The sequence below is a fragment of the Bacillus sp. FSL P4-0290 genome (assembly GCF_037975435.1).
Taxonomy (GTDB): Bacteria; Bacillota; Bacilli; order Bacillales; family Bacillaceae; genus Bacillus; species Bacillus subtilis.
Genome location: NZ_CP150253.1, coordinates 3,257,383 through 3,279,448 on the forward strand (window position 1 = coordinate 3,257,383; position 22,066 = coordinate 3,279,448).

Sequence of the window (22,066 nt, forward strand, 5' to 3'; positions counted from 1 at the left end):
CTTTGCGTTAATCTGACGGATTGGCCGTCATTAGTAAAACGGATATTTTCGAGCCGGCCGTAACGTACGTACTGTTCGGAGCTATCCGCGCTCCGTTACGCGCAAAACCTAACGTTAAAATATTGCTCGTATCGCCGCCCGGATTTAAATCGGTACCCACGAGCACATTCGCCGCTTTCAGGTTGATGTCCGCTTCTACTTGCGCATGTAACAGACTGTAGTAATTTTCGTTAAGCGTGACCCTCAGATCGTTTCCGCTAATTACTACACTGGTTACGAGGTTCTGTTGCGTCGCTACGTATCTAGCCGCATTTGAAACCGTCCAAGCCGTGCCTGTATATTCGAGAATCAGCGTTTGAGTGACCGCCCGCAGTTTCTTTGTTGCGTCATCGTTTGCGTAAAGATCCGTGTTAAAGCTGGCGCTCGTATTTAGCTTCTCGGCAGGCTCGCGATACGCGTAAATTTTCGCAATACGTTTACCGACTGCCCCCGTCGCATAGCCCGTCATAACCGTTCGAGTTTTCGTATTTGGATCGACGTAAACGTGAACGCCCTCAGGCTCTCGGAAACCGTCCTCCCAACTAATCGCCGTATTCTTCGCAAAGATAATCCGCTTTTCATAAATCGTCGTGTTCCCGCGAATATCATAGACGCGAAGCATGTTCGGTTCGGTCGCTTCGTTTGCGTCGCCCGTATACCAATAGACATACGGATAGTCCATATACGCGCCCTGAAAGATCGTGCCCGACGGAAGATCAACCGTCATTTCGTCTACCGTTTTTAGAACGTCTTTTCTAGCGCTTTCTAGGTCTTGCGCGACGACTTTGTTTTCGCGACGGAAGAATAGTAGATTGTGTTCGATGTCTAGCGAAACGACCGTGTATTCTTCGCCGCCGAGGTTTTTGGTCCGCTGAATGCTCGGATCGTTGTATCGAATGGATGCGCCTGGCTGATACGGAAAACGAGCGATTGTATGCGTTCGTTCTACATCCGACGTATAATAATGGCTCCAGATGTACATTTTGCCTTCGGATGCCGACCAATCGAGACCGATATTCGTTCCGTGACCGCCTTCGAGACAGACCATATAGTCGAGCATCTTTCCAGATAGATCCATTCGCGTAATCACAAACGATTCCATGTTCGGATTTTTGCCTTCACCGTTCCACACTTGCGTCGCGTATATTTGATTGTTTACACGATCGATGTTGAACGATTGTAGGACCGTCGAGTGCGCTAAATTAAGTCGTGCATATAACTCCGGCGATTGCTTCGTAAAATCTACGTAAGTGGCCGCTTCTAGAACCTGCGTTGTGGTCGTCATATCGCTTGAAATCTCGCGCCGTATTTCGTTGGTGCGCGCCTGTATATAATTTTCCTGATTACGAATCCGCAGCATCTCTTCGACTTGCATATCGAGCACCGATTTACTTACGTTTGCCAGCGTTAATTCTGGCGCATCGTAGGGATCTAACGGATTGTACGTCATCTCAACGATCCGAACTGTATCTTCGTACGTAGTTCCGGCGATAAGTGTATCCGCGATTACGTTGATTGAATCACCGATATCAAATTCGTCTTCGCGGCCATCCAGCAACGGATCATAAAACGCGATTGGCGTGACCGATATCGTTATTTGCGGATAAGGATTGACGATTTCCTTCAGCGCAGCTTCCATGCTCGACTTTGACGTATATCGATCGTCAACTATCGAAGCCGCATACCGAGGTCGGCCGTCGAGTAAAAAGTAGTTCTCATCCGGGTGGATATACTGAAACGGTTCAAACGCATATTTGCCGGTATTCTCGTCTTTCTTACCGAATCCCCAAGCCCGCGTCGTAATGTTTTGCGAGGAAGTTTTAATCGTTATGCCTTGGATGTTATACCGCGTATCCAGCTTAAAGTTTCGCGCCTGCCCGAGCTTTTTGTAAACGTAGATCATATCGTTATCGACTGCGAGCTCGACTTTGTAGTCCTCGACAATTTCGTCCATAAGTTCGATGCCGTTTTTGTTACCGAAGTTTTCTTGAACTACGGATGATATATTTGCCGCATCGCTTGAAATATCGTATCTAAATCCGCTACCCGATAACGTATGGCTCAGCGCCTTGGATAGCGAAAGTGTTCCGGATAGTTCTTCGTTGACGAAATGGTTATTGAGCCGCATCGTGTACATGTGGTGAGCCGTTATGACTTTCGTTAAAGACTCGTCGACTTGCTCCTTTTCAACGTCCGTAATGAAATAGCGCTGTGCTCCGTATGTCTTTTCGTCTACTATCAGTACGTTAGTTTCCGTTAATAGATTAAATGCGAGTTGGTTGTCATACGTAAGCTCGATCGTAAAGCTAAGTTCTTTCTTGCCGTCCGTCCCTACTTTGAGAGACGGCGCTACATCTATATCGAGAATTTCCTGTTGTTCTCCGGTATCTACCGACTGTACGAATAGTTGTTTGATAGGCCGCCCCTCCTTTATTTATAGTAGAAACGTGTTTTGAATCGAATATCGACCGCGCTCGCATTTTGTACGTAAAAGCTGTTATAGCCGGGCGCCATAGACGGAAAACGACCGGAGGTTTTAACCCCGGCCGAATCGTTTACAAATACGTATTGTCGCCTAATTTCAACTTTTTGCGTTGAGTTAAGCGTTGTCTTTATCGTTAATGATTCGCCTGTCGTGCGATTGGCGATCGTTATATTAGTGCCGGCCAAATACATCTCGACCTTATAGTCGTGCTCCGTCGGATAAATCGTAACGTCCGACGCGTTGTAGACTTTAAAATCTGCTACGTCCTTAAACCGGTAAGGAATGTCGTTCTGATCCGGAATGTTCATGCCCGGAAAAAAGTGCTCGCCGGCAACGTTTAGCGCAGTCTCTGACGTATACTTTGATTCCGACAGACCATCTAGCGCGATGAATTCGAGTTCGATTTCTTTGTAGTTTTTCTCCCGATTCTTTTCGCGATCAAATACGTCATCACACACGACTTTCCAACGAACACCGGGCGTAAAAGTATGCGTAATGTAGTACGGTACGTCTTGAACGAAAAGCTTCGCAAGAGCATCCCGATATAAATAGAAATGCTCCGGCGATCTTGCGGACAATAGAAAAACGGCCTTGATTTTGCGCTCTTTGTACTTCACTCGTCGTTGGCGCTGAACAAGACCGTTCCTATTCGCTAAATCTAACGTGGTTCTACCGATGCTCGGAGACTCCGGCGTAAAGCTTTGAAGCCTAACGAAAGGGAGTAGGCTTCGTAGCGATTGGTCGCCGTCTCCCTGATCTATTAACAAATCGAACATTACCTAACCCCCTTCGAAAACTTCTTGGCGTTCATAATGCGTGCGCTGCGATTGTCTAACGCCTTGCCGTCAAGATAAACCGCCGTGTCTTTATCGCCAAGCGCTTTTGTGGCGTTTAGCTGTTCGCTAGAAATCGCGTTTTGTTTTTCGAGCAAGCTAATAAGCTGCGCAGTAAGAGCCACGCTTTGACCTTCGTTTGAAACGCCGAGCTTATCGCCCGTTGATTTCCAAAGCTGAATCGCACGTTGACGGTTGTTCTGCAACGGAATAACCGCTTCCGGTCCTTCTTCCGCAACCCAAGCGAGCTGCTTCTGCGTTACGATGTCACCGATTTTGTAACCTTTGTACGGACCGCCTGCGCGCATAGACTTGATGCCTGGCGTATTGAATACCGTTCTGTAGCGCGAAATGATATACCGAATGGCTGCAACCGCGTTGTGTACCGGATTCATGATGTCGCCCATGCCTTTCATCTTATGCGAATCAAACGTTGTTCTAATTGTCTGCATAAGCCCCATCGATGGCGTTCCGCGCTTCCAGTTGATGTCCCACTTGTTAATCGTAGACGGACCGGTACGTCCTCCGGATTCCTTCATCGCCATAGTCGTTAAAGGACCGAACCAGTTGCTCGGAACTTTCGTAATCTCCATCGCTTTACGAATCCACTGTTTAACGTTGCCGGTCGCTTTTTCTCCGCTACCGAAGCCGCCGCCAAAATCATCGATCTGCTTCTTAACGAAACCGACCATTGACGACTTAACCTTTTCGTAAGCCCCTTTCGCCATGTTGCCGAATACGCCGGAGATTTCCGGAAGCTTTAGGCCGAGACTGCCGACAACTTTCGAGATTAGCTTCTCCGGATCGGAAACGTAATCCCATACGTCAAACGCGAATTCTTTGACTTTGTTAACGGCACCCTTCGCGACATTTACGACTTTGTCTTTCGCGCCTGAAACTGCGTCGACGCCTTGTTCGAATAGGTTTTTCTTTTTCGTACCGTTATTGTAGGCCGGGATGCCTTGCGCAATAAGCTTTTTCGTCATATCGTGTGGAATGACTTGCGTACCTTTCGGAAGATTAAAGAGCGTATCTCTGCCTGGGCTTAACCCGGTGAATCCGGAAGGTGTACGGAATAACTCAGGGCCGCCGCCATCGCCTAAGATAGCTGGGCCGCCTGGATGTCCGCCTGCTGACGTACCTTTCGCGTATCTAGGAATCTCTAATTTCGGAATGTAGTGTTTTTTATCAACGCCGATTAGTCCGAGAACCTTATTGATACCTTTTTGCGTAAGTCCGTTTACGATGCCTTCGAATCCGCCGATCATCTTATTTCCGAGGGCTTTAACGCCATCTACCGCTTTGCCCGCCATGTTTTTAATCCCATCGCCAATTTTTCCTGGAAGGGCTTTAGCGTTTGAAACCATCTTGTCAAAAGTTTCAACCGCAAAATCTTTTATTCGTTTAAAGAAATTTTTAGTATTTCCCCACAAAGAGTTCCAAGCGCTTACCACACCATCGACTACTTTTCCTGCCAGGTTTTTAACAGTTCCCCATATACTGTTCCATATACTCTTCAGAAATCCCCATATCGCATTAAAAACAGAAGAAGTTACAGACTTTATTAGGTTCCACGCAGTTGTAACAGCTAATAAAACTAAGTTAACGGCACCTTGTATAACAGAACCAATAATTGTCCACACGCTCTTCAGTATCCCTAAAACCGCGTTCCAAACACCTTGCCAATCTCCTTTTAGTACCGAAGAGAAAAGCTTGATGATATTTGTAACTAAATTAAGAGCTCCTTGAATAACGCCGACAATTACCGGAAAAACAATCTGAACAACTTGCAGTATGAAACGAATTGCTGGAATGACTACGTTTTGAATAATTATTGCTACACCCTTCAATATCGCAATGATAACTGGGACTGCCGCTTGGATAATCGCTAGAACAACAGGGAAAACCGCTTGAACCACGCTAAGTACAAGAGGTAATACATTAGTTACGAGATCTTTGATTACGGTAGCGAGTAATTTGATTATCGCAACAACAATCGGTAATGCTGCTTGTATGATTGTCAGGACTGCAGGGAAAATCGCCTGAACGGCGCTCAATAATATCGGAAGTACCTGAGTCGCGATCATTTGAATTATCGGCACGATTGCTTGAATAAGACTCAAAGCTACTGGAAATACCGCTTGGACTACGTTCAGAATAATCGGCAGTAATGACGTAAACCCTTGAACAAGTACCGGAAGCACTGCCGCTACGATTCCGTCAAAAGCTACCTTCGCGCCGTTATATGCGACTAAGGCTCCGGCTTTGATTGCGTTAAACACTACGCCGAGAAGTTTCTGTAACTGCTCCGAGTGTTTGTATACGAGAACAAAGACGGTAACTAGTGCGGCTATGCCCGCTATTGTTAACGAAATTGGACTCGTTAAGGCCGCCAATATCGACGTAAATATTCCCATCATGCCGCCTGCCGCCGCAATCTGAACCGACAAAAGACCCCACGCGATTTGTAAAGAACCCAAACCGACGAGCGCGCCTCCGATTCCGGCTAGCAAAACGCCAAGTACAGTTATAACGCCGAGAATGGCCGCAGTCGCAGCTAGCGTGATAGCAACGAATTTCTGCATACCTGGCGATAGATTATTGAACGCGTCAACGACCTTTTGAAGCACGGCAACTAACGCCGATACGACCGGAGTTAATGCTTTACCGATATTGATCTGCGCTGTTTCGAACGCGCCCGAAAGTTCCTCGATCCGACCTTTCAAGTTGTTCATACGCTCCGCAGCAACGTCGGCCGCTTTGATTTTATCCATCGCCTTAGCCATTGCGGTAAAGCCTTTCGATCCTTCTTTTCCGAGTATTAACGCGCCACGAATTGCGTCAGATCCGAAGATATTATAAAGAGCTTCCTGCTTATCTTTCGCGGACATACCGTCAAGTGCTTTCGAAAGTTCCCCGGAAATCTCCGTCATGCTACGGATATTACCGTTCGCATCGAAAAACTTGTTATCCATGATTCCGAGGTTTCTCGTCGCTTTATCGAACGCCTTCGAAAACTTGTCGGTTCCTTCTTTCGCGCCTGACGTTTTCGCAACGTATTTATTAAGAGCGTCGTAAATATCGCCTAAGTCCTTGGTCGCCGGCTTGAAGCCTTTTTCAGCCATCCGCTTATAGGCTTCGGTTGTATCAAGCGTTACTAAACCTAAGTCGGACATCGATTCATATTGCGCTTTAGTCATCGGCACTAAACGGCTGAGCATCGTTTTAAGTGACGTACCCGCATCCGATCCTTTAAGACCGTTCTGTGCGAAAACAGCAAGCGCCGTCGCCGTATCTTTAAACGTCAGCCCCATTCCGGCAGCAACCGCAGAAGTCATCGATAACCCGTACTTCATTTCTTGAACGTCGGTTGCCGAAGAGTTGGCCGCCCCTGCCAGAATATCCGCTGCTTGCGCTACGCTAAGGTTGTCGTCCTTAAACGCATTAAGTGCAGTCGAAGCGATTTCTGCCGCATCCGCTAGTTCGAGTCCGCCCGCCGTTGCTAACGAAAGCGCACCGGAAAGACCGCCGTTTATGATATCCTGCGTAGTTACGCCGGCTTTAACGAGTTCTTCCATACCTTGCGCTGCCTCTAACGCACTGTATTTCGTGTCAGCACCGAGTTTGACCGCCAGGTTCGTTAAAGCATCGCTGTACTTATTCGCTTCTTCCGGATTCATAACCGATTTAACGTTCGACATTTGCTGTTCGAAGTCCATCGACTTTTTAGTCGCAAGGCCTAGCGCTCCACCAACCGCTAAGGTAGCCGCGCCGAATGATGTCGCGATTTCCGAGCCGATCGACTGTAAATTTCCGCCGACCGTCCGAAGGTTTTCACCGCTTTCTTGGGCTTGCGTTCCCATGCGATGCCAGGCGTTGGCTTGCTGCTCAATTTGCGTGTTAGTCGCTCTTAATTGCGCCTGCGTTTCGCGAAGCTGTGCGGTCGCTTCGTTCATACGAGCGCTAAGTTCCTGCGTTTCCTGTGCGTCCTCACCTTTTGCGCGTTTAGATTCGAGATATAAACGGCGTAGGTCTTTAAGGCGCTGCTGCTGAAGATCAATCGATTTATTTAAATGGTCGGCTTTCTGCCTCAGTTGGTCCGAGGTCGATCCGAAGTTATCAACGCCAGCCGTTGACGCTTTAAACGCCGCATCAAGCGCACGCATTTTCGTTGTGATCGTATTGACGCTCGCGTTTAGTTTGGCGCCTAGCTGTGCGAAACCTGTACTCTGTTCCTTAATCCGTTTGTTGACGAGATCGAGTTGGTCCTCGGTTTTCCTCATGGCCGCTAACGCTTTGTTGTACTGCGTTAGTAACTTAACGGAGGCAGCCGCATCTTTTCCTTTTGTCCGCACGCTTTCTTCGTACTGACGCTTAAGATCGGTTAGTTTCGCTTTGTGTACTTGCAGCGTTCGATTTAGTACGTTCGCTTTCTGATTAAGAGTATCGAGACTATTATCGAATTTACCTGCGCCAGCCATAGTCGCCTTGAATTCGCTATTAAGCGCACCGAGCTTTCGGTTGATATCCGCAAGTCCTCGCGTTAGGTCTGCGCTTTCTAGTCCGATACTGACTCGCAATGAGCCGAGTGATTCCGCCATGCTTTACCCCCTTTCTAAAAACCGAGTACCTGATCGATATAGACTTCCTGCTTCCCGCCGCTTGAATCGTTGCGCTTGTTTTTACCGCTATCGGAATATTGCATTAGCTCGAAGAACCAGCCGATGTCCATTTCGTCCAGGTAATAGATATCCTGCGGCCGTTCCATGCTGTCGAGATAAAGCTTTTTAATGTCGTGTTCGAGCTTTTCGAGGAAGTCTAAAGGGAAAAGGTACCCCGGCGTTAGTTTTTTGCCGGAGTCTCCGCAGTGGCTTCGCCTTCACCTTTCGCAGTTTCTGATGGTTCAACGCCTGCATTAACCGTTCCTACGACGCCTTGGATCGTATCGGAAATAGTTGAGATCATCTTTTCGGAAGAAATTCCGTCGTAGAAATCGTCAAGCGAGAACTGGCCGTCGTAAACGCGAACAACGTAATCAACGAGGTTGTCAAGATCGCCAACGTCCAAGTCATCGAAGTTGCTTGTTTTCGAAAGTTTGATAGCTTCGCGAAGCATTCTTCCTTTAATGAATGGCGCGCTAAATACTTTTTCCTCACCGTTGATTAGTAATGTAATTTGCATATAAACACTCTCCTAGTTTTTTGTTTTTAAGTAGTCAAATAAAAAGAGAGCCGGCTTGCGCCGAACTCTCCGTTGAATCTATTAAGCTCCTGTATTTTCTTCCGGTGCAGGTGAAGACGTAGAAGGCTCGTAAACTTTCTTAAACCAATCGTTAATGACCGTCTGATTAACGCCTTCACCTTTCGTGTAAACTGAACGTCCCCAAACGCCATCAAATTCACGACGCATGAATGTACCGGAAATTGAATCTGTCTGGAATTCCGGACTATCCGTTTTAGTTGCGAATTCTTCTTCTTGTAACTGGAATTTACCTTTATATAACGCGTAAAGCTTATCGCCGCCGCCCGATACTTGCGACTTAAAGAGCAACGCACCATATGGCGCCAAGTCAGTGTCTTTCTTTTCGAGTACGCCGTCAGCGTTAATCGTGTGACCGAGCAATAACGCCTGGATATCGTGAGATAATTGGTCAACACCGATTTCTACCTCAACGCCTCCGAAAGCTGTTTCGATTTCTGACGGACCATCATCCGCGTTCAAAGTTTCGCTGTTTGTATTCGGTGAAATAGATGCCTCGATTGCCTTACCGACCTTAACCGGCGTATCGTAAGTGGCGCCCGTAGCATCGTCCTTAATCAATTTCGCAAAGTAAATATCGCGTAATCCCATGCGTGTTCCTGCCAAATTTATTCCTCCTCTGTATTTTGCGCATAATAAAAACGGAGCACCTTGTGGTAGATCTCCGTTTCGTTTTCGTATAGGTCGTACTGCCCTAAGCGACCAAAGCCCGCGTCAACGAGCTGTTTCTTAACACCGGTTTCTAGACGGGCGTATTCGCTATGGTCCTTCGTATAAATATCAACTTGAACGTAAAATCCCGTCGCTTCCTCGGCATCTTCCGCATTGAATGCGCTCTTTTCGTCGTAGAAGAAAAAACGGATATACGTTTCGTCCTCTCCGCGATACTTCAGAAAAACAACGGGCACGCCCAACGGTTTAAGCGCCGAATTAACGATTGCCCGTGCACTCATCGCAGTAACTCCCTTTCTAAATAGCGTCTGATTTCGCGCTGTGCTTCGTTCTTTTTCGCGTTGAAAGACGGCTCAATGAAAGGCATCGCTTGGTGTCCGGGGTGGTCGACTTCTCTTCCGTAAAACGTAGAACCGTCGCTCATGACCTTTTTGTTCTTCGCTTTCTCTAAGTGCGGACTGGTGCCGAACTCAGCGAATCGCGATATAAAGTCGAGGTCGCTCGGTCCGATTTCGATAATGTCGTTCTTAACGTCGCTGACTAGGATCTTGCTTTGTTCGCTAGGTTTTCGCGCTTCCATCTCGTCAAATACCGGTTTTGCGCCGGCTTCGAGAGCGCCTTTCTTAACGGATTGAGCTTCGCGGCCCATCCGATTAAGCCGCGTCATTAATTCGCGCATTCCTTTTACGTTTGATCTCGAACTCACTTAACGTTGACCTCCTCCCCGATAATCGTGAAGGTAACGTTCGCTTCGTTATCGTTGATGATGCTTTTGATCTCGAACTCGCGTCCGCCATATTTAACGCGCATCTTATTGTTGAGTAGCGAATTCATCCGCTTTGAATACCGAATGATAAAACGGGTCGTTCTCTCGGCCTGAATCGTAGCCGCCGCGATATATTCCCGGCCCTGTAACGTTTTTACTGCCGCCCATACCGTAGCGACCTCCGTCCAGCCATCGATCTCAAACCCTTCGTCATTCGTTGTGTTTCCGTATTGTAAAAACGTGATTCGCTTGTTTAAACTTCCGATATTTACCGCCATAGCCTCACCTCAATTGAAGGATCATACCGGCGATTTTTGTGCCGCTGTTGGCTGTCGTCCTATTTTCGTAGGCATCCGCGACATAGATCAGCGCCGCCATTTTGTATAGGTCCGATTCGGTATCCTTTACGCCTGCGTTTTCCATGTGCTTGGCTGCTGCGGAAATAAAAAAGGAGACGAGGTTGTCGTCCTCATCTCCGTCAATCCGCAAGTATTCTTTTGCTTCCTCAAGCGTAAGAGCCATCGTTATTCACCTGCCGGTGGTGTCGGTTCGTTAACGGTAATAGCAACCGTCGTCTTAACCGAAGGTTTTACCTTAGACGCGACTGTAATCGTCGTTGTGCCGGCCGTTTTAGCCGTTACTAAGCCGGAGCTTGATACGGTTGCTGTTGCGGTGCTGCTAGACGTGTAGGTCACGTTTTGATCTGCGCCTGCTGGCGAAACTGTTGCGTTAATCTGGTACGTATCGCCGACCGTTAATGTCTTAGATGATTCCGTTACGTTAACGCTTGTAGGTTCGGTCGCTAACGTTGTAACCGAAAGCTCGGCGCTAAGTGGCGACGGATCACCGACGTTAGGAATTGCGCGGACTTGATACTTATACGTAGTTAATTGCGTCAAGCCGCTGTCCGCAAACGATGTTCCTACGCGTGTTCCGATGGATACTCCGTCTCTATAAACTTCGTATTCTTTGATGCCCCCGTTAAAGGTTACGGCGTCCCAACTAAGGGACACCGATGTGTCTTTAGGAGTCGCCGTTAACCCTTGGGGCGCATTAGGGCGCAGTTACGACGGATGCGATACGGAAAGCAGATTTAAGTTTGATTTTGTGATCGAACCAAGCAGTCAGAACGAATAAGTTCTCGCCTGTGCTGATGTCTTTGTCGCTTTCGTAAGTGATCGCAGGATCGTAGTTAAAGTGAGAGTAACGGAAGTCACCCACGATTGGTTTAACCGCAGCATCAGAGAACACAACCGGCTTACCGATGATTTGCTCTGGCTGAGCGTTGTAAAGAGTTGCGCTGCCGTTCGCAAGAGTTTCGATCATTTCAAGGTAATCAGAGTAGCGCATCATAACTTTTGCGTTATCGCGGAAGTCTTCTGCAAGATCAGCGATTGCCGCTTTGATTGCTTTATACGTGCTGTCTCCCTGAACTTCTTTGATTCCTGCACCGTAGAATGACATTTCTTCTTCGCCAGTTTTCGGAGTCACAGCGAAAGAGACTTTCTTTTCTTTGGCAGCCAAACCGGATTGAAGCGCTCTCTCAACAGTAGAAACCAAGTCAGTATCAGTTGCAGCCAAAATAGTTTCAGAGATTTTAGCTTTAACTTTGAACTTACGACGGCCGAAAGTAACGACTGAGCCTTCAACTTCTAGTTCCTTAGCAGTCTGTGTATCTTGAATGAAGTCGTCATCATCTAAAGAAAAGTCCACTTTAGGGATCTCAAGATTTGTAACGTTAGTGTAAGTTGATACACTGCGTAGTGGGTTTGTTACAAAAGGTTCGTGTAAAAGCTCTTGTGAAACTGTTTTAGGAAGGAGTTTTTCGCCACCAGTTCCATTGTTGTCCCCTAAAACCGCTCTAACTTCTTGTGCAGGAACTTCATTACGTACAGCTGCGCGAATGAATCCGGCTTTAGCTGAGATTTTTTGTACTTCAGGATCGTTACTGGATAGCCCCGCAGATACGCCGGCTTTTGCTTTTTCTAAGCTCGCTTGGATTTTCGCTTTCTGTTCGCGCTCTAAAGAATCATGTTGGTTTTGAAGGATATCCATACGCTCTTTAAGGTCATCTTTCTTCTGTTTAAGAGCTCTTACATCTTCGATAGAAGCGTTCGGATCAGCAGCTTTGTTCATGATTTCCTTCTCGACAGATGCTAGTTGAGTACCCACAGTGTTTAAGTTAGCCTTCAGATCAAATAGTTCCATTAAATAATTCCCCCGTTTTTGAGTTTTAGTAAGTTGGTTTGTGCTTCCGCGATTAATTGCTCGCGTTCCAGGCGCTCTCTTTCCGCCTGCTTTTCGTCTTCTTGCGTTTGATTAAGTAAAGCGTCCGGAGTATTCCGATAACTCGCGAATAACTTCGTATCTACTTTCGCAGCCACTTGCTTAGGTGCTTCGATGCTGTCGCAAAGCCCTAATTCGAGGCATTCTTGCGCTGTAAGCCACGTTTCAGCGTCCAAAAGCGCGATTAATCGGTCGCGATCAAGCTTTTCGCCTGCTTTTCCGAGATAAGCCTCGATAAGACTTTCGCGAATACGGTCCATGTCATCGGCTTGCTTGCGGAGTTCGTCCGCGTTTCCCTGCGCTAACGTCCACGGATTGTGAATCATCATCATCGCGTTTGCGGGCATAAAAATAGCGTCACCGGACATTGCGATGACACTTGCGATACTGGCCGCTAGCCCGTCGACGTAAACGTTAACGTGGGCTTTGTGCCGCTTTATGATGTTGTAGATCGAATTTCCTTCGAAAACGGACCCGCCAGGCGAGTTAATATAGATATTCAGCGTAGAAACGTCGCCAAGTTCGTCTAAATCCGCCTTAAAAGTCTGCGCTGTTACTTCGTCGCCCCAAAATTGAGCCGAACTAATTTCGCTGTAAATGTATACCTCTCCAGCTTTAGCGTCATTCTTCGCCGCTTTGATTTCCCAGAACTTCTTTATCGTCCTCACCTCCTTTCGAGTCTTCGTTATCATCTTCGTTAGTTTTTAACGTTGGAGGCGTTGGCGCGTCGGTGCTTGTGATTTTCTGCTGCGCGACTTGATCGATCGGGAATAAGTCTTTGCTTAAATAAAGCGTATCTCCGCCCTTTTCTGGCGGTAAATCCTCCCATGCACGCACCTCGTTCGGCTTAAACCAACCGCTCCGGATGCCTTGTTGATAGAAATTACCGCGAGTCTGCATGTCTCCGCGCAATAACGCGTTCATACTGAACTTAAAATAATAACCGGCCTTGCGTTCCTTTTCGGTCAGCAACTTCCGGTTAAATTCCTTTTCGTATTGAGTTGCGATAGGCATCAACGTGCCTTGTACATAATCGATGTAAAGTTGCTCCATGTTCGATACGCTGCCTTGCGTTTCACCGAGCATATATAACGGAATGTTAAAAGCCTGCGCAACCCTTGAACGGGTCACTTTTTCGACCTCGAACGCCTTTGTATCGATGAATTCTTGCTTTAATTCGCGAATTTTAACGCCTTGCTCCTGAATTAAGATACCGCCATTATCTCTATAGAAACTTTTAAAGTTCTCGAGCATCTCCGCTTTCCGCTTCTCGTCCAGTTGCGTCGCAAGTTCGAGAATGAACGATATCTTGGCGCCGTCCATCTGTTCGAGACTGAACGTCCTTACATCGCGATCAAAGTCGAGTGCGTTCCGCAGTACCTTTAACGGCGAGATTCCTTTCAGTCCGTCAACCGACGTGTACTTAACGTGAATCATATCCATGTTGTGAACGAAGTAATTTCCGTTATCACCGAATATCTCGTACCAGAGCTCGCGAGACGTTTCTTCAATGACCGGCTGCACTCGCGAAGGGTCTAAAACATCCAATCCGATGACTTCATATCGCATTCCATACCGTTTTATCGCGTAAGCATTGCCGTAAACAGCTCGATGCGTCTCTAAAATTCCGATCATTTCACCGGACGTCATGTTATGGTTCGGCGCGTACGTTAATAGTTCGGATGCCTGCGACTCGATTGGCTGATAATTTTTGTACGCCTTGATCGGTAAGCTTGCCATCGTATTTGACAGCCGCGATACAGCCGAAAAGACTGTTTCGTTATCAGCTAGCGTTGTCTCTCCGTAGTTGCCGAAAATACTGGCGCGAGGAATAAACCAATGCGGAAGGTCCTTTTTAACGGCCGCCTTTGATCCGGATGCGCCTCCGAAAAAGCTTCGTACGTTGCTCCAAAAGCCCATTTTCTCACCTCCTAACCGTTTAGTAGATCGTTAATCGAGATAAATCCGACGCTCCCGCCTCCAACCGGCTTAGTCATGTCGAGATATACCTGCGAATGGGCGTTAAGGAACGCAGCAAAGCCGTCTATTTTCCGGTAGCGCGTCTGCTTGGTCGGCAACCAGTTTCCGTTGCGATCTTCGACGAGCTTAACGTTGTTTAAGTACCACGTAAAAAGTTTGTTTTCGTTATATACGACTCTTCCGTCGAGCAATAATTCTTTAACGTTCTTCAACGGATCGCTCAGCGTAATGTAACCCTGCCGCACGACCTCCGTTTGGAATCCGTAGTTCTGCAGGTCTTGCACCAACCGCATCGCATTCGCCGGGTCAAACGTGATCTTTTCGATCTGATATTTGCGCGACATTTCCACGAACCAATCGTAAACGTACTCGTATTCCACGTATTCGCCCGGAATAATCGTCAAATAACCGTCGGCCTCAAACCCACGGTAGTCGATTTTTTCGTTATCTTTTTGTACTTTTGCCGCCGGAACCCACGAATGAGACAAAACAAAAACGCGATTATCCGGCAAAATAAATTCCAGACACGCGCTCGTAAAGTCTTCCGTTTGTGATAAGTCGAAGCCGCCGATACATCTCATGCCGCGCAACGATTCCGGATCTACATGTCCGTTATTGCGCTTAATGACTTCGAAGTCGATAAAGCTTTCTTCGCCGTTGTCAACGAAGATATTGAAACGCTTGACCAGCCAGTCGTTATATTCTCGTGGTACGTGTCGGTCCGCGTTAAAGTCCTGTATCATTGACGGAATATCCATCGTTACGCCGATGTTTGGGTTCGCTTTGATCCACATTTCCGGGTTTTCGACCTCGGATATGTCGTCTAATTCCGCCATAAAGTAGAAATTTCGCTCCTGTACGTTACTTCCGTCAAGAACATCGGAGGCAATTTCGTAATATTCGACTAAAGGACCGTCCAGCTGATAACCTGCCGTCGTAATGTAAATGATTAACGGCTGAGTCCGCGCAGCCCTTGAGTTCTTGATTACGCTAATGAGTTTCGAATCTTTGAATTCGTGGATCTCATCGAATATGCCGAGGTGCGTATTTAAGCCGTCCAACTTTTCGCTATCTGACGCCCGCGCTTCGATTTGACTCATTGACGCGTCGTGATAAATGCCTTTCTGATTTTCGCGAATATGTTTACGAAGCTTTGGCGATTTTCTAATCATGGCGCGACTCTCTTCGAAAAGCACGCCCGCCTGCTGCTTCGAGTTGGCTAAAACGTAGGCTCTGGCGCCCGGTTCGCCGTCTTTTGTTATCGCAAAGTTAGCCAAACCGCTGATTTTCGTTGTTTTTCCGTTCTTACGGCCGACAAATATCAGGCCCTCGCGGAAACGTCGTAGCCCAGTATCGCGATGAACCCACCCGTACAGCGATCCGATAACGAAGTGCTGCCACGGCTGAAGCGTTAAGTTTGAATACCGACCTTGCGACGGCTTGCAATACCGCTCGATAAATTGTATCGGCCGGTGTCCTTTTTCTTCGTCAAAGACGTAAGGAAATTCGTCTGTGCCGGCGCGTTCAAGATCGCGAAGGTGACGTCTGCAAGCGAGAATATTTTTCTTGCTCGCGACTATTTCACCCGACGCTACCTTTTCCGCATACCAAGTCGTTAGCAACTTTTCGGACGGTTTTTCGCGTATAAATCCGGCTATTTTTTGCGTTTTTAGCCAGTTTTCGTACCATTTTTCGACCTCTGTAGCGTTAGAATTTACTGAAATCGTCGTCATCGTCATCACCGCCTGCGTTTAATTCCTTGCGTTGTGCCGGCGTAAGATCGAGTGATTTCAGAAGGTTATTTAACGTCGTAACCGTCTTCGTAAGCTCAATCGCTAACGGATTTTTGACGAGGTTTTCCGCGCCTGCCTTGTTCGTATGCCGCATCATTAAAGGGTTTTCCGCCACTTCCTTTTTTAATCGGCGGTAGAACTTATGCGTATCGATGTAAAGTTCGATAAGCTCTTCGTCCGATTCCGTATACCTGTCGCCAAGATATTCGCGCAGCCTTTTCGCAGTGGGTACCGCCATATGATCGCTCCTTTCGTCCGGGGATTTACCCCCTTTAATGTAAAATTTCCGGTCGCGCTACAAGCGAAGGGGCCCCGCCGGTCCCTACGTTTTTGCCTTCGAAATCCCGACGGTAGGGGGGCTATAGCTCCGGATTAGCCTGCGCCTTAACCACGTTTATTCTGCGTTTCTTAGCCGTTTTCGCAGCCGGTCCAGCGCCTTTTTCCGGGTGCCTTCGGTTGTGGCACGGATTGCACAAACTTACGAGATTTTCGAGCGTTAGCGCGAGTTCCGGATGATCGCGCAGTTCTTTGATATGATGAACCGTCTGAGCCTTCGTTATCTTACGTTCTTTGAGACAGTCTTGGCATAAGCCGTGGTCGCGCGTAAGAGCCAACGCTCTACATTCCGTCCATGCCTTCGACTTGTAGAACGCTCGTGCTTCGGGATCGCGTTTATGTTTGTCGTAGTAGTTAGGCATCGACCGAATCACCGTACAAGTTATAACGCTTAACCTCAGCAGAGTCCGGATTGTACGTTATCCTTTCGATATTACAGTTGCCGTTATGCTTCTCGATATTGATATACGTTGGAACCTTTCCGTTTGCATTATCGGTATGCCACAGAAACTCTACCGCAACCCTACCCGTAAGCTCTTCGCCTTTGTATATAACGCGTGGGATCGATTGCTCATCCGTTAGTTCTATCGTTAGTAGTTTCGGTGTTGACACCTCACACTGACACTTGGCACAACACGACTTACTATCTTCGCGAGGAATACGGCTGCCCTTTAGTTCAATCACAATGCTTCTCCCCTTTCATTAAGTAAAGCGTCAATCACTCTACAGTGACTTAGGCAGCTCTGCTATCGGTTAGCTTCCGCATGATATCCTCGAACTTGTTGCGGTAGTATGATTGGCGATGCTTAGGTAACTGCTTTACAAACTTATTCACGTGAACGGCCCTAGCTTTTCCGACCACTCTATCCTCATCAGTTCCATACATGTGAACGATAATTAATCTCCGGCACTCTGGCGCATATCTTCTAACTGTTCGGTTACCTCTGTTAATCGTGGAGTAGTCGTTGAGTTTAGCGTCTAGCCAAACGTTATTGTTTAGTAGGAAATCTGGGCAGCAATCGCCGGCTCCGTTAGTAATCTTGGGGCGCTTGAAACTGATATTCAATTCACTAAGGAGTTCATGGAGTACATCTTCGAAAGCCTTACCGCAGTTAACATAGACATACTTATTTGCGCGTATATCCTCGTAAGAATATCCAGCGGCAATTACTGCGTCCTTATAGCTGCCGAATAGCGTGATACATCTACGTCTAAGGAGATCGTCTTGAGCTCTAATCGCGGTGTAATTTAACGGCAATCCTTCTCGATATCGTCTACTGATTTCGTTAAAAATGGATTGTTTATCCGGGTACTTTCGTGATCCTCTTTCTTTATTGCGTCCGATTCTTTCCGTCATATGCGTTCTCCTACCTTTCGCGTATTTTTCCTACCGCTTAAGGTGCGATGCGGCTCGCACGTGGTAGGCCGTTTCCTGCCGGTAGCTAATCGACAGTGAGCCGCAAACACAAAAAAGGCGACCGACAATATGCCGATCGCTTTCGTTCTGTCTGCGGAAACACAAACAAACTTAATAAAATTCAAAAATTGGGGAAGAGGAAGAAAAAACGACGTATAGTATCCAAGAGGTTATCGATTCCTTCCTCACTAAATACAGATAAAATCCACATGAAACATAGGTTTTTAGAAGTTAACAAGAATTAATTTTCATAACGTAAGGCAGCATATGAGGCTTTAATACAAGTATTTTGAGGGGAATTAGTTACACTTCTTTATCCAGTGAAAATCACCGGACAATAGTTCTTTGAAACATAGCGTCCCTACGTCGCTATCGCTCCTTCGGGCCGCAGATATTATTTATTAAGTACCTTTATCGCGATTAAATAACTAATAACTTAATATCTCCGCCGTATGAGCGTAAGCGAATGGAAGGCGGTATGTTTAAACGGTTTTTTATTTAGTATAGATATAGAACGTTTTGCGTAAATTCCACGTCAAAAACAGCGTTCGCTCTTAGAGCCGCAAGGGATTCAGCGTTTGTAAGCACGGTGCAAAAAAGGGGGTGTATCTCGGCTTTTTGGTGCAAAAAAGGGGGTGTATTTTTCACCCCACGTAAGATTTCGAAGTAAATAACGCATCCAATGTTCCGTCCGGCTGTCCTGACTTCCGATAGAAAATGTACGGATTTAGCACCGTCAACTTTTCGCGACTGTCCTTCGCTCGATGCCATACGCCAACAACCCCGGCCTTCCTTAATCTGGTCAGCGTTTCGCGCGCTTTCTTTTCCGACATACCAACGAGCTCTCCGATTTGCTTTTCGTTGAGAAACCGGATCTCTCCCGTTGCACAAAACGGATCGTTGCATATCATATTCGTTTCTAAATGGACGTTAGGAAGCAGTTTATATACGAAGCCAAGGTCCGCCGCCTTTACATCGAGGCATTTAACGGTAGAAAAGAACGTTTTAATCATGTTCTGCGACTCGCCGCCGGCCTTACCTCGTAGGTGATAGCGAGGGTTTACCGTAAAGCGTCCGTCTTCTTCATATATGATCTCTTTATCCTTCAGCTCGGTAACGACCGCCTTAACTGTGCGCGGGCTCACCTTTAGTATTTTCGCTAATGCTGCGCGTTTGGCCGGCTCTTTCTTTCCGTCTAGGATTACGTTTGTTTCGTACTCGATATACGGCTGTAGCATAACGACGTAGCCGCAATACGTATTCGATAGTTCGCTTGTTACCTCGCGTATATGCTTCATATGTGTAAGCGAAAAGTGCCGCGTATCCTTTCCGCGCTTCTGCATCTTCTTATAGGCTTCGTCTTGCTTGCGGTGCCTTATCGTATAATCCGTTAAAACCTCGCCCGTAGATTGATCGACAACTAATTTAGCTCCCATTTTATAGCCTCCCGTATTTGATCGTCACATTTTGTGACGAACGATTTGATCTCGTCACAAATTGTGACGACGAACAAGCCGACGGGCCCGCCTACGAAGCGAAGCCGCCACCTTTGAATGCGATATAACCTACCGGACCCTGCCGCCCACGTTTCCGCCATGCTCGATACTTCTCGGAACACATAGATTTCACTTTGCCGCGGTAATCTACGTTGTCGTAGTATTCGCGTGTCTGTAGGTTGAAGCGTAAGTATTCGTCGAGGTAGCACGTCACAGACCGGCCGTTCGTGTAGTCGAGGTATATACGGCCACATACCGGACACTGTTTCCACCGATTCGCACGTATCCATTTAAAGTCGCGCCAAGTCAATTCTCCACCTGGTACCTCTTTTTCGAGAATCATATCAAGCACTCCGCGATAATCATTAAGATCGCTGCGCAGCTCGTCGAAAGCCGCGCGGAAATCTTCGATACTATCAAAACGGTCGCCTAACGTGACACTGAATTCATACGATATATTTGAGTAAAAACAACGCTTCCACTCCGGGTCTTTGCTTTCAATCGCAGGAACAACGGGTGATTTCGGCATGTCTTTTCCTCCCCTATTTGTATAATTTCGTCCATCCTTCGCGGAAAGTACCGTTCTTTTCATCTTGGGATACGGACCTCTTTCGTCCGGTGACGGTTCCTTGACGAACTTGATTCCATCCCGGCGCTGCGTGGTTGTCTTTACCTTCATCAACGAGGCTTAGACCGCCCAAGCGTCGATCCATCTGCTCGAGCTGCGTTTCGGTATAAAACGGATATCGCTCCACGTAATTCGGAAAGTCTCTCGGGAACACCGGCGGGCCTTCTTCCTGCTGTCGCACCGTTTCAACCGCAAGGGAATCGCGCTGTGCCTTATCACTTAACCAACGAAGTAATGCGTTTTGAACCTCGCGAGTAAACGAATATACCGGTGCTTCTCCGGCGCCTACGGCGTTTAACCACTCGCCAAGTACGTCAGGCCCTTTAGCTTTAAACGGCTTATATGGCGGCAATTTCTTCGCTTTATAACCGAGCATCACAGCGGCAACACTTTCCGGAGCTGACATACGTATCTCGCGCGCCTCGCTCGTCTTAATACCGAGCAGCTTTTTCACGTCCCTGTCCGGCAGTTCTAAAAAATAATGAAGCGCGATAACTTTTCGCTCTATTCCATCGAGTACGTCCGTATCTAACGCGGTTCTCAAGTCACTTAGCATTGTGACCGTCGCTTCGTCCGTTTGACCCTCGATCTGGTTGTAAATTGAGAGCAGACGAATAATGCCGTCCTCGTCGTAAAGGTATTCATCCTCTTTTTGCGTTACTTTCGTGTGATAGCTCGACCCTTTCCCCATTCGTATGTCCCCCTATTTTTTTAAAATTTAGTTTGCAAAACCGAACAGTTTGTGTTATAATTTATAGTGGATAATACTATGGATATTTAAATATAAAATCAAAACAGATACTTAGAAATTTCCTTAACATAGGCAACCGACCCTCACCCCAATTCCCTTAGATTTTCATACCTTCTTACAAACTCCAAAAACTCAGCGCTTGTCGCGTCAAAATTCAAAGCTATAAAACACTCGATCTTTTCAGATACAGAACGCGCTCCGGATTCGATCATATTTACATAAGCCGGCGTAATTCCTAGCCATCGCGCGTACTCACTTTGTCTCATTCCTTTAAATTTCCTTATCAAGATAAAAACTTCTCTACTCATACAGATACACACCCTTCATTTATTAACTGAAATTAACAAACTAATCAAAAATAAGTGACACGGCAGTATGCCGCATTAACAAATCTTCACTATATAATGATTAAGTCCACATGAAACATAAGTTTTTAGGCCTTACAAGAAAAAATTTTCATAACGTAAGACAGCATATCGGGAGCTTTAACAAGTATCTTTCAATCCCAAATTCGATTCATAACGTATAGACAACAAAAGGACAAAAATATGTATTGTGCTCATTTAAAGTTTTTCTTGACATAATCATTATTTTTGGTATAATTCAATTAAGATAGGAAATTCTATATTCACTGAAATACATAATTCAATATAAATAGATTCGAAGACACTTTTTTAATTATGTCCGTCGAACCTATCTTTTTAACGCCTATTTTATATAATATCGGCGCTTTTTTGCGTTTGTTTAGATTTTTTTTCGTATTTTTATGCCGGAAGCAATCCGCCGTTCCCTTCGCGACCTCCGTCAATTAACCTTTCCGGAACGTCCTGGACGGTTCCCGACCGCCCCTCGATCTTATAACTCTGTTTTTCGCGCTGCCAGTCGATTACCTTACCGATCATCGCTTCAGATGAGAGCCAAGTCAGTCCGCCAGTTTTAACGCCCCAATATCGCACGGTTTCGCCTGCTTTATACACAACTTCCGCCTCCCGTGAAAAACAATCGCATGAACTGCGCGACGCTCATATCGGCTATTTCGCGACCGTCGAGCTTCTGAAGAGCCGCCGTCGTCTTTGCGAAATCAAACGCAAATGATGCCGGATGCGCATCGTCGTATAAGTGATAGCCGTCATTTTTACGCGTCAAGCCTTCCGCGTCGTAAAACGCAAACCTGCCGCCGCCCAACGCATCAAAGTCGCATAATGCTACCGTATCCGCTGCGATTAGATAGGCGTTGTGTGTCTCCGTATAAGGAAATTCTGTCGATCCGTGTCGAACTAACTGTACTTTTTCCATTTCGTTTCCCCCTCGAATTTTAGTTCCGT

22 protein-coding genes are annotated in these 22,066 nt (G+C 46.8%); all 22 read right to left on the reverse strand.

Annotation, left to right across the window (positions count from 1 at the left end; translation table 11 throughout):
- Nucleotides 1–7: 7 nt before the first annotated feature.
- On the reverse strand, nucleotides 8–2,473 hold the full coding sequence (locus MKY10_RS17125; protein WP_339226501.1) for a phage tail protein: 2,466 nt from the start codon (nucleotides 2,471–2,473) through the stop codon (nucleotides 8–10).
- The gene (locus MKY10_RS17130) at nucleotides 2,470–3,300 is read right to left on the reverse strand and encodes a phage tail domain-containing protein (protein ID WP_088110617.1); all 831 of its coding nucleotides are present in this window, start codon (nucleotides 3,298–3,300) and stop codon (nucleotides 2,470–2,472) included. Before MKY10_RS17130 ends, MKY10_RS17125 begins: the two co-directional genes overlap by 4 nt.
- Entirely contained in the window at nucleotides 3,300–7,958 is a 4,659-nt protein-coding gene (locus tag MKY10_RS17135; RefSeq protein ID WP_339225964.1) for a phage tail tape measure protein, read from the reverse strand. Before MKY10_RS17135 ends, MKY10_RS17130 begins: the two co-directional genes overlap by 1 nt.
- A gap of 241 nt (nucleotides 7,959–8,199) precedes the next feature.
- Nucleotides 8,200–8,538 carry a hypothetical protein gene (locus MKY10_RS17140; RefSeq protein ID WP_250629402.1) on the reverse strand — a complete coding sequence of 113 codons (339 nt, stop codon included), beginning with the start codon at nucleotides 8,536–8,538 and terminating at the stop codon, nucleotides 8,200–8,202.
- 81 nt (nucleotides 8,539–8,619) lie between these two features.
- A complete protein-coding gene (locus tag MKY10_RS17145; RefSeq protein WP_339225887.1) occupies nucleotides 8,620–9,222 on the reverse strand; it encodes a major tail protein in 603 nt (200 codons plus the stop codon).
- 2 nt (nucleotides 9,223–9,224) lie between these two features.
- Nucleotides 9,225–9,569, reverse strand: coding sequence for a hypothetical protein (locus MKY10_RS17150; RefSeq protein ID WP_339225888.1), 345 nt, complete (start codon nucleotides 9,567–9,569; stop codon nucleotides 9,225–9,227).
- Nucleotides 9,566–9,994: an HK97-gp10 family putative phage morphogenesis protein gene (locus MKY10_RS17155; protein WP_326121070.1), complete on the reverse strand. Its 429-nt coding sequence runs from the start codon at nucleotides 9,992–9,994 to the stop codon at nucleotides 9,566–9,568. Before MKY10_RS17155 ends, MKY10_RS17150 begins: the two co-directional genes overlap by 4 nt.
- Entirely contained in the window at nucleotides 9,991–10,332 is a 342-nt protein-coding gene (locus MKY10_RS17160) for a phage head closure protein (RefSeq protein WP_339225889.1), read from the reverse strand. The genes MKY10_RS17155 and MKY10_RS17160 overlap by 4 nt, the downstream gene beginning before the upstream one ends.
- A gap of 4 nt (nucleotides 10,333–10,336) precedes the next feature.
- Entirely contained in the window at nucleotides 10,337–10,576 is a 240-nt protein-coding gene (locus tag MKY10_RS17165) for a head-tail connector protein (RefSeq protein WP_148981638.1), read from the reverse strand.
- A gap of 2 nt (nucleotides 10,577–10,578) precedes the next feature.
- The gene (locus MKY10_RS17170) at nucleotides 10,579–11,067 is read right to left on the reverse strand and encodes an Ig-like domain-containing protein (RefSeq protein WP_339225890.1); all 489 of its coding nucleotides are present in this window, start codon (nucleotides 11,065–11,067) and stop codon (nucleotides 10,579–10,581) included.
- Between the two features lie 40 nt (nucleotides 11,068–11,107).
- Nucleotides 11,108–12,262 carry a phage major capsid protein gene (locus MKY10_RS17175; RefSeq protein WP_339225891.1) on the reverse strand — a complete coding sequence of 385 codons (1,155 nt, stop codon included), beginning with the start codon at nucleotides 12,260–12,262 and terminating at the stop codon, nucleotides 11,108–11,110.
- The gene (locus MKY10_RS17180; protein WP_088110608.1) at nucleotides 12,262–13,008 is read right to left on the reverse strand and encodes a head maturation protease, ClpP-related; all 747 of its coding nucleotides are present in this window, start codon (nucleotides 13,006–13,008) and stop codon (nucleotides 12,262–12,264) included. The genes MKY10_RS17175 and MKY10_RS17180 overlap by 1 nt, the downstream gene beginning before the upstream one ends.
- Nucleotides 12,962–14,260 (reverse strand): phage portal protein, encoded by a 1,299-nt coding sequence (locus MKY10_RS17185; protein WP_339225892.1) that lies wholly within the window; start codon nucleotides 14,258–14,260, stop codon nucleotides 12,962–12,964. Before MKY10_RS17185 ends, MKY10_RS17180 begins: the two co-directional genes overlap by 47 nt.
- Before the next feature lie 11 nt (nucleotides 14,261–14,271).
- On the reverse strand, nucleotides 14,272–16,053 hold the full coding sequence (locus tag MKY10_RS17190) for a terminase large subunit (RefSeq protein WP_339225893.1): 1,782 nt from the start codon (nucleotides 16,051–16,053) through the stop codon (nucleotides 14,272–14,274).
- Complete coding sequence (locus tag MKY10_RS17195) at nucleotides 16,028–16,351, reverse strand: P27 family phage terminase small subunit (protein ID WP_065180427.1); 324 nt, start codon at nucleotides 16,349–16,351, stop codon at nucleotides 16,028–16,030. Before MKY10_RS17195 ends, MKY10_RS17190 begins: the two co-directional genes overlap by 26 nt.
- A 121-nt stretch (nucleotides 16,352–16,472) precedes the next feature.
- Complete coding sequence (locus MKY10_RS17200) at nucleotides 16,473–16,811, reverse strand: HNH endonuclease signature motif containing protein (RefSeq protein ID WP_339225894.1); 339 nt, start codon at nucleotides 16,809–16,811, stop codon at nucleotides 16,473–16,475.
- A 371-nt stretch (nucleotides 16,812–17,182) separates the two neighbouring features.
- Nucleotides 17,183–17,806: a hypothetical protein gene (locus MKY10_RS17205; protein ID WP_161512409.1), complete on the reverse strand. Its 624-nt coding sequence runs from the start codon at nucleotides 17,804–17,806 to the stop codon at nucleotides 17,183–17,185.
- A gap of 704 nt (nucleotides 17,807–18,510) precedes the next feature.
- On the reverse strand, nucleotides 18,511–19,302 hold the full coding sequence (locus MKY10_RS17210; protein ID WP_339225965.1) for a hypothetical protein: 792 nt from the start codon (nucleotides 19,300–19,302) through the stop codon (nucleotides 18,511–18,513).
- 91 nt (nucleotides 19,303–19,393) lie between these two features.
- Nucleotides 19,394–19,891 (reverse strand): hypothetical protein, encoded by a 498-nt coding sequence (locus MKY10_RS17215; protein WP_339225966.1) that lies wholly within the window; start codon nucleotides 19,889–19,891, stop codon nucleotides 19,394–19,396.
- A 13-nt stretch (nucleotides 19,892–19,904) separates the two neighbouring features.
- Nucleotides 19,905–20,681: a hypothetical protein gene (locus MKY10_RS17220; protein WP_339225967.1), complete on the reverse strand. Its 777-nt coding sequence runs from the start codon at nucleotides 20,679–20,681 to the stop codon at nucleotides 19,905–19,907.
- 824 nt (nucleotides 20,682–21,505) lie between these two features.
- The gene (locus tag MKY10_RS17225; protein WP_326070148.1) at nucleotides 21,506–21,718 is read right to left on the reverse strand and encodes a hypothetical protein; all 213 of its coding nucleotides are present in this window, start codon (nucleotides 21,716–21,718) and stop codon (nucleotides 21,506–21,508) included.
- Entirely contained in the window at nucleotides 21,711–22,037 is a 327-nt protein-coding gene (locus MKY10_RS17230) for a hypothetical protein (protein WP_326070149.1), read from the reverse strand. The genes MKY10_RS17225 and MKY10_RS17230 overlap by 8 nt, the downstream gene beginning before the upstream one ends.
- Between the last annotated feature and the right edge of the window lie 29 nt (nucleotides 22,038–22,066).

Bases quoted from the DNA above. Each gene is read 5' to 3' on its own strand.
- MKY10_RS17220 (WP_339225967.1), bottom strand. From the start codon at position 20,681: ATGGGGAAAGGGTCGAGCTATCACACGAAAGTAACGCAAAAAGAGGAT.
- MKY10_RS17230 (WP_326070149.1), bottom strand. From the start codon at position 22,037: ATGGAAAAAGTACAGTTAGTTCGACACGGATCGACAGAATTTCCTTAT.
- MKY10_RS17165 (WP_148981638.1), bottom strand. From the start codon at position 10,576: ATGGCTCTTACGCTTGAGGAAGCAAAAGAATACTTGCGGATTGACGGA.
- MKY10_RS17130 (WP_088110617.1), bottom strand. From the start codon at position 3,300: ATGTTCGATTTGTTAATAGATCAGGGAGACGGCGACCAATCGCTACGA.
- MKY10_RS17205 (WP_161512409.1), bottom strand. From the start codon at position 17,806: ATGACGGAAAGAATCGGACGCAATAAAGAAAGAGGATCACGAAAGTAC.
- MKY10_RS17135 (WP_339225964.1), bottom strand. From the start codon at position 7,958: ATGGCGGAATCACTCGGCTCATTGCGAGTCAGTATCGGACTAGAAAGC.
- MKY10_RS17200 (WP_339225894.1), bottom strand. From the start codon at position 16,811: ATGCCTAACTACTACGACAAACATAAACGCGATCCCGAAGCACGAGCG.
- MKY10_RS17150 (WP_339225888.1), bottom strand. From the start codon at position 9,569: ATGAGTGCACGGGCAATCGTTAATTCGGCGCTTAAACCGTTGGGCGTG.
- MKY10_RS17140 (WP_250629402.1), bottom strand. From the start codon at position 8,538: ATGCAAATTACATTACTAATCAACGGTGAGGAAAAAGTATTTAGCGCG.
- MKY10_RS17175 (WP_339225891.1), bottom strand. From the start codon at position 12,262: ATGGAACTATTTGATCTGAAGGCTAACTTAAACACTGTGGGTACTCAA.
- MKY10_RS17195 (WP_065180427.1), bottom strand. From the start codon at position 16,351: ATGGCGGTACCCACTGCGAAAAGGCTGCGCGAATATCTTGGCGACAGG.
- MKY10_RS17215 (WP_339225966.1), bottom strand. From the start codon at position 19,891: ATGCCGAAATCACCCGTTGTTCCTGCGATTGAAAGCAAAGACCCGGAG.
- MKY10_RS17190 (WP_339225893.1), bottom strand. From the start codon at position 16,053: ATGACGACGATTTCAGTAAATTCTAACGCTACAGAGGTCGAAAAATGG.
- MKY10_RS17210 (WP_339225965.1), bottom strand. From the start codon at position 19,302: ATGGGAGCTAAATTAGTTGTCGATCAATCTACGGGCGAGGTTTTAACG.
- MKY10_RS17160 (WP_339225889.1), bottom strand. From the start codon at position 10,332: ATGGCGGTAAATATCGGAAGTTTAAACAAGCGAATCACGTTTTTACAA.
- MKY10_RS17185 (WP_339225892.1), bottom strand. From the start codon at position 14,260: ATGGGCTTTTGGAGCAACGTACGAAGCTTTTTCGGAGGCGCATCCGGA.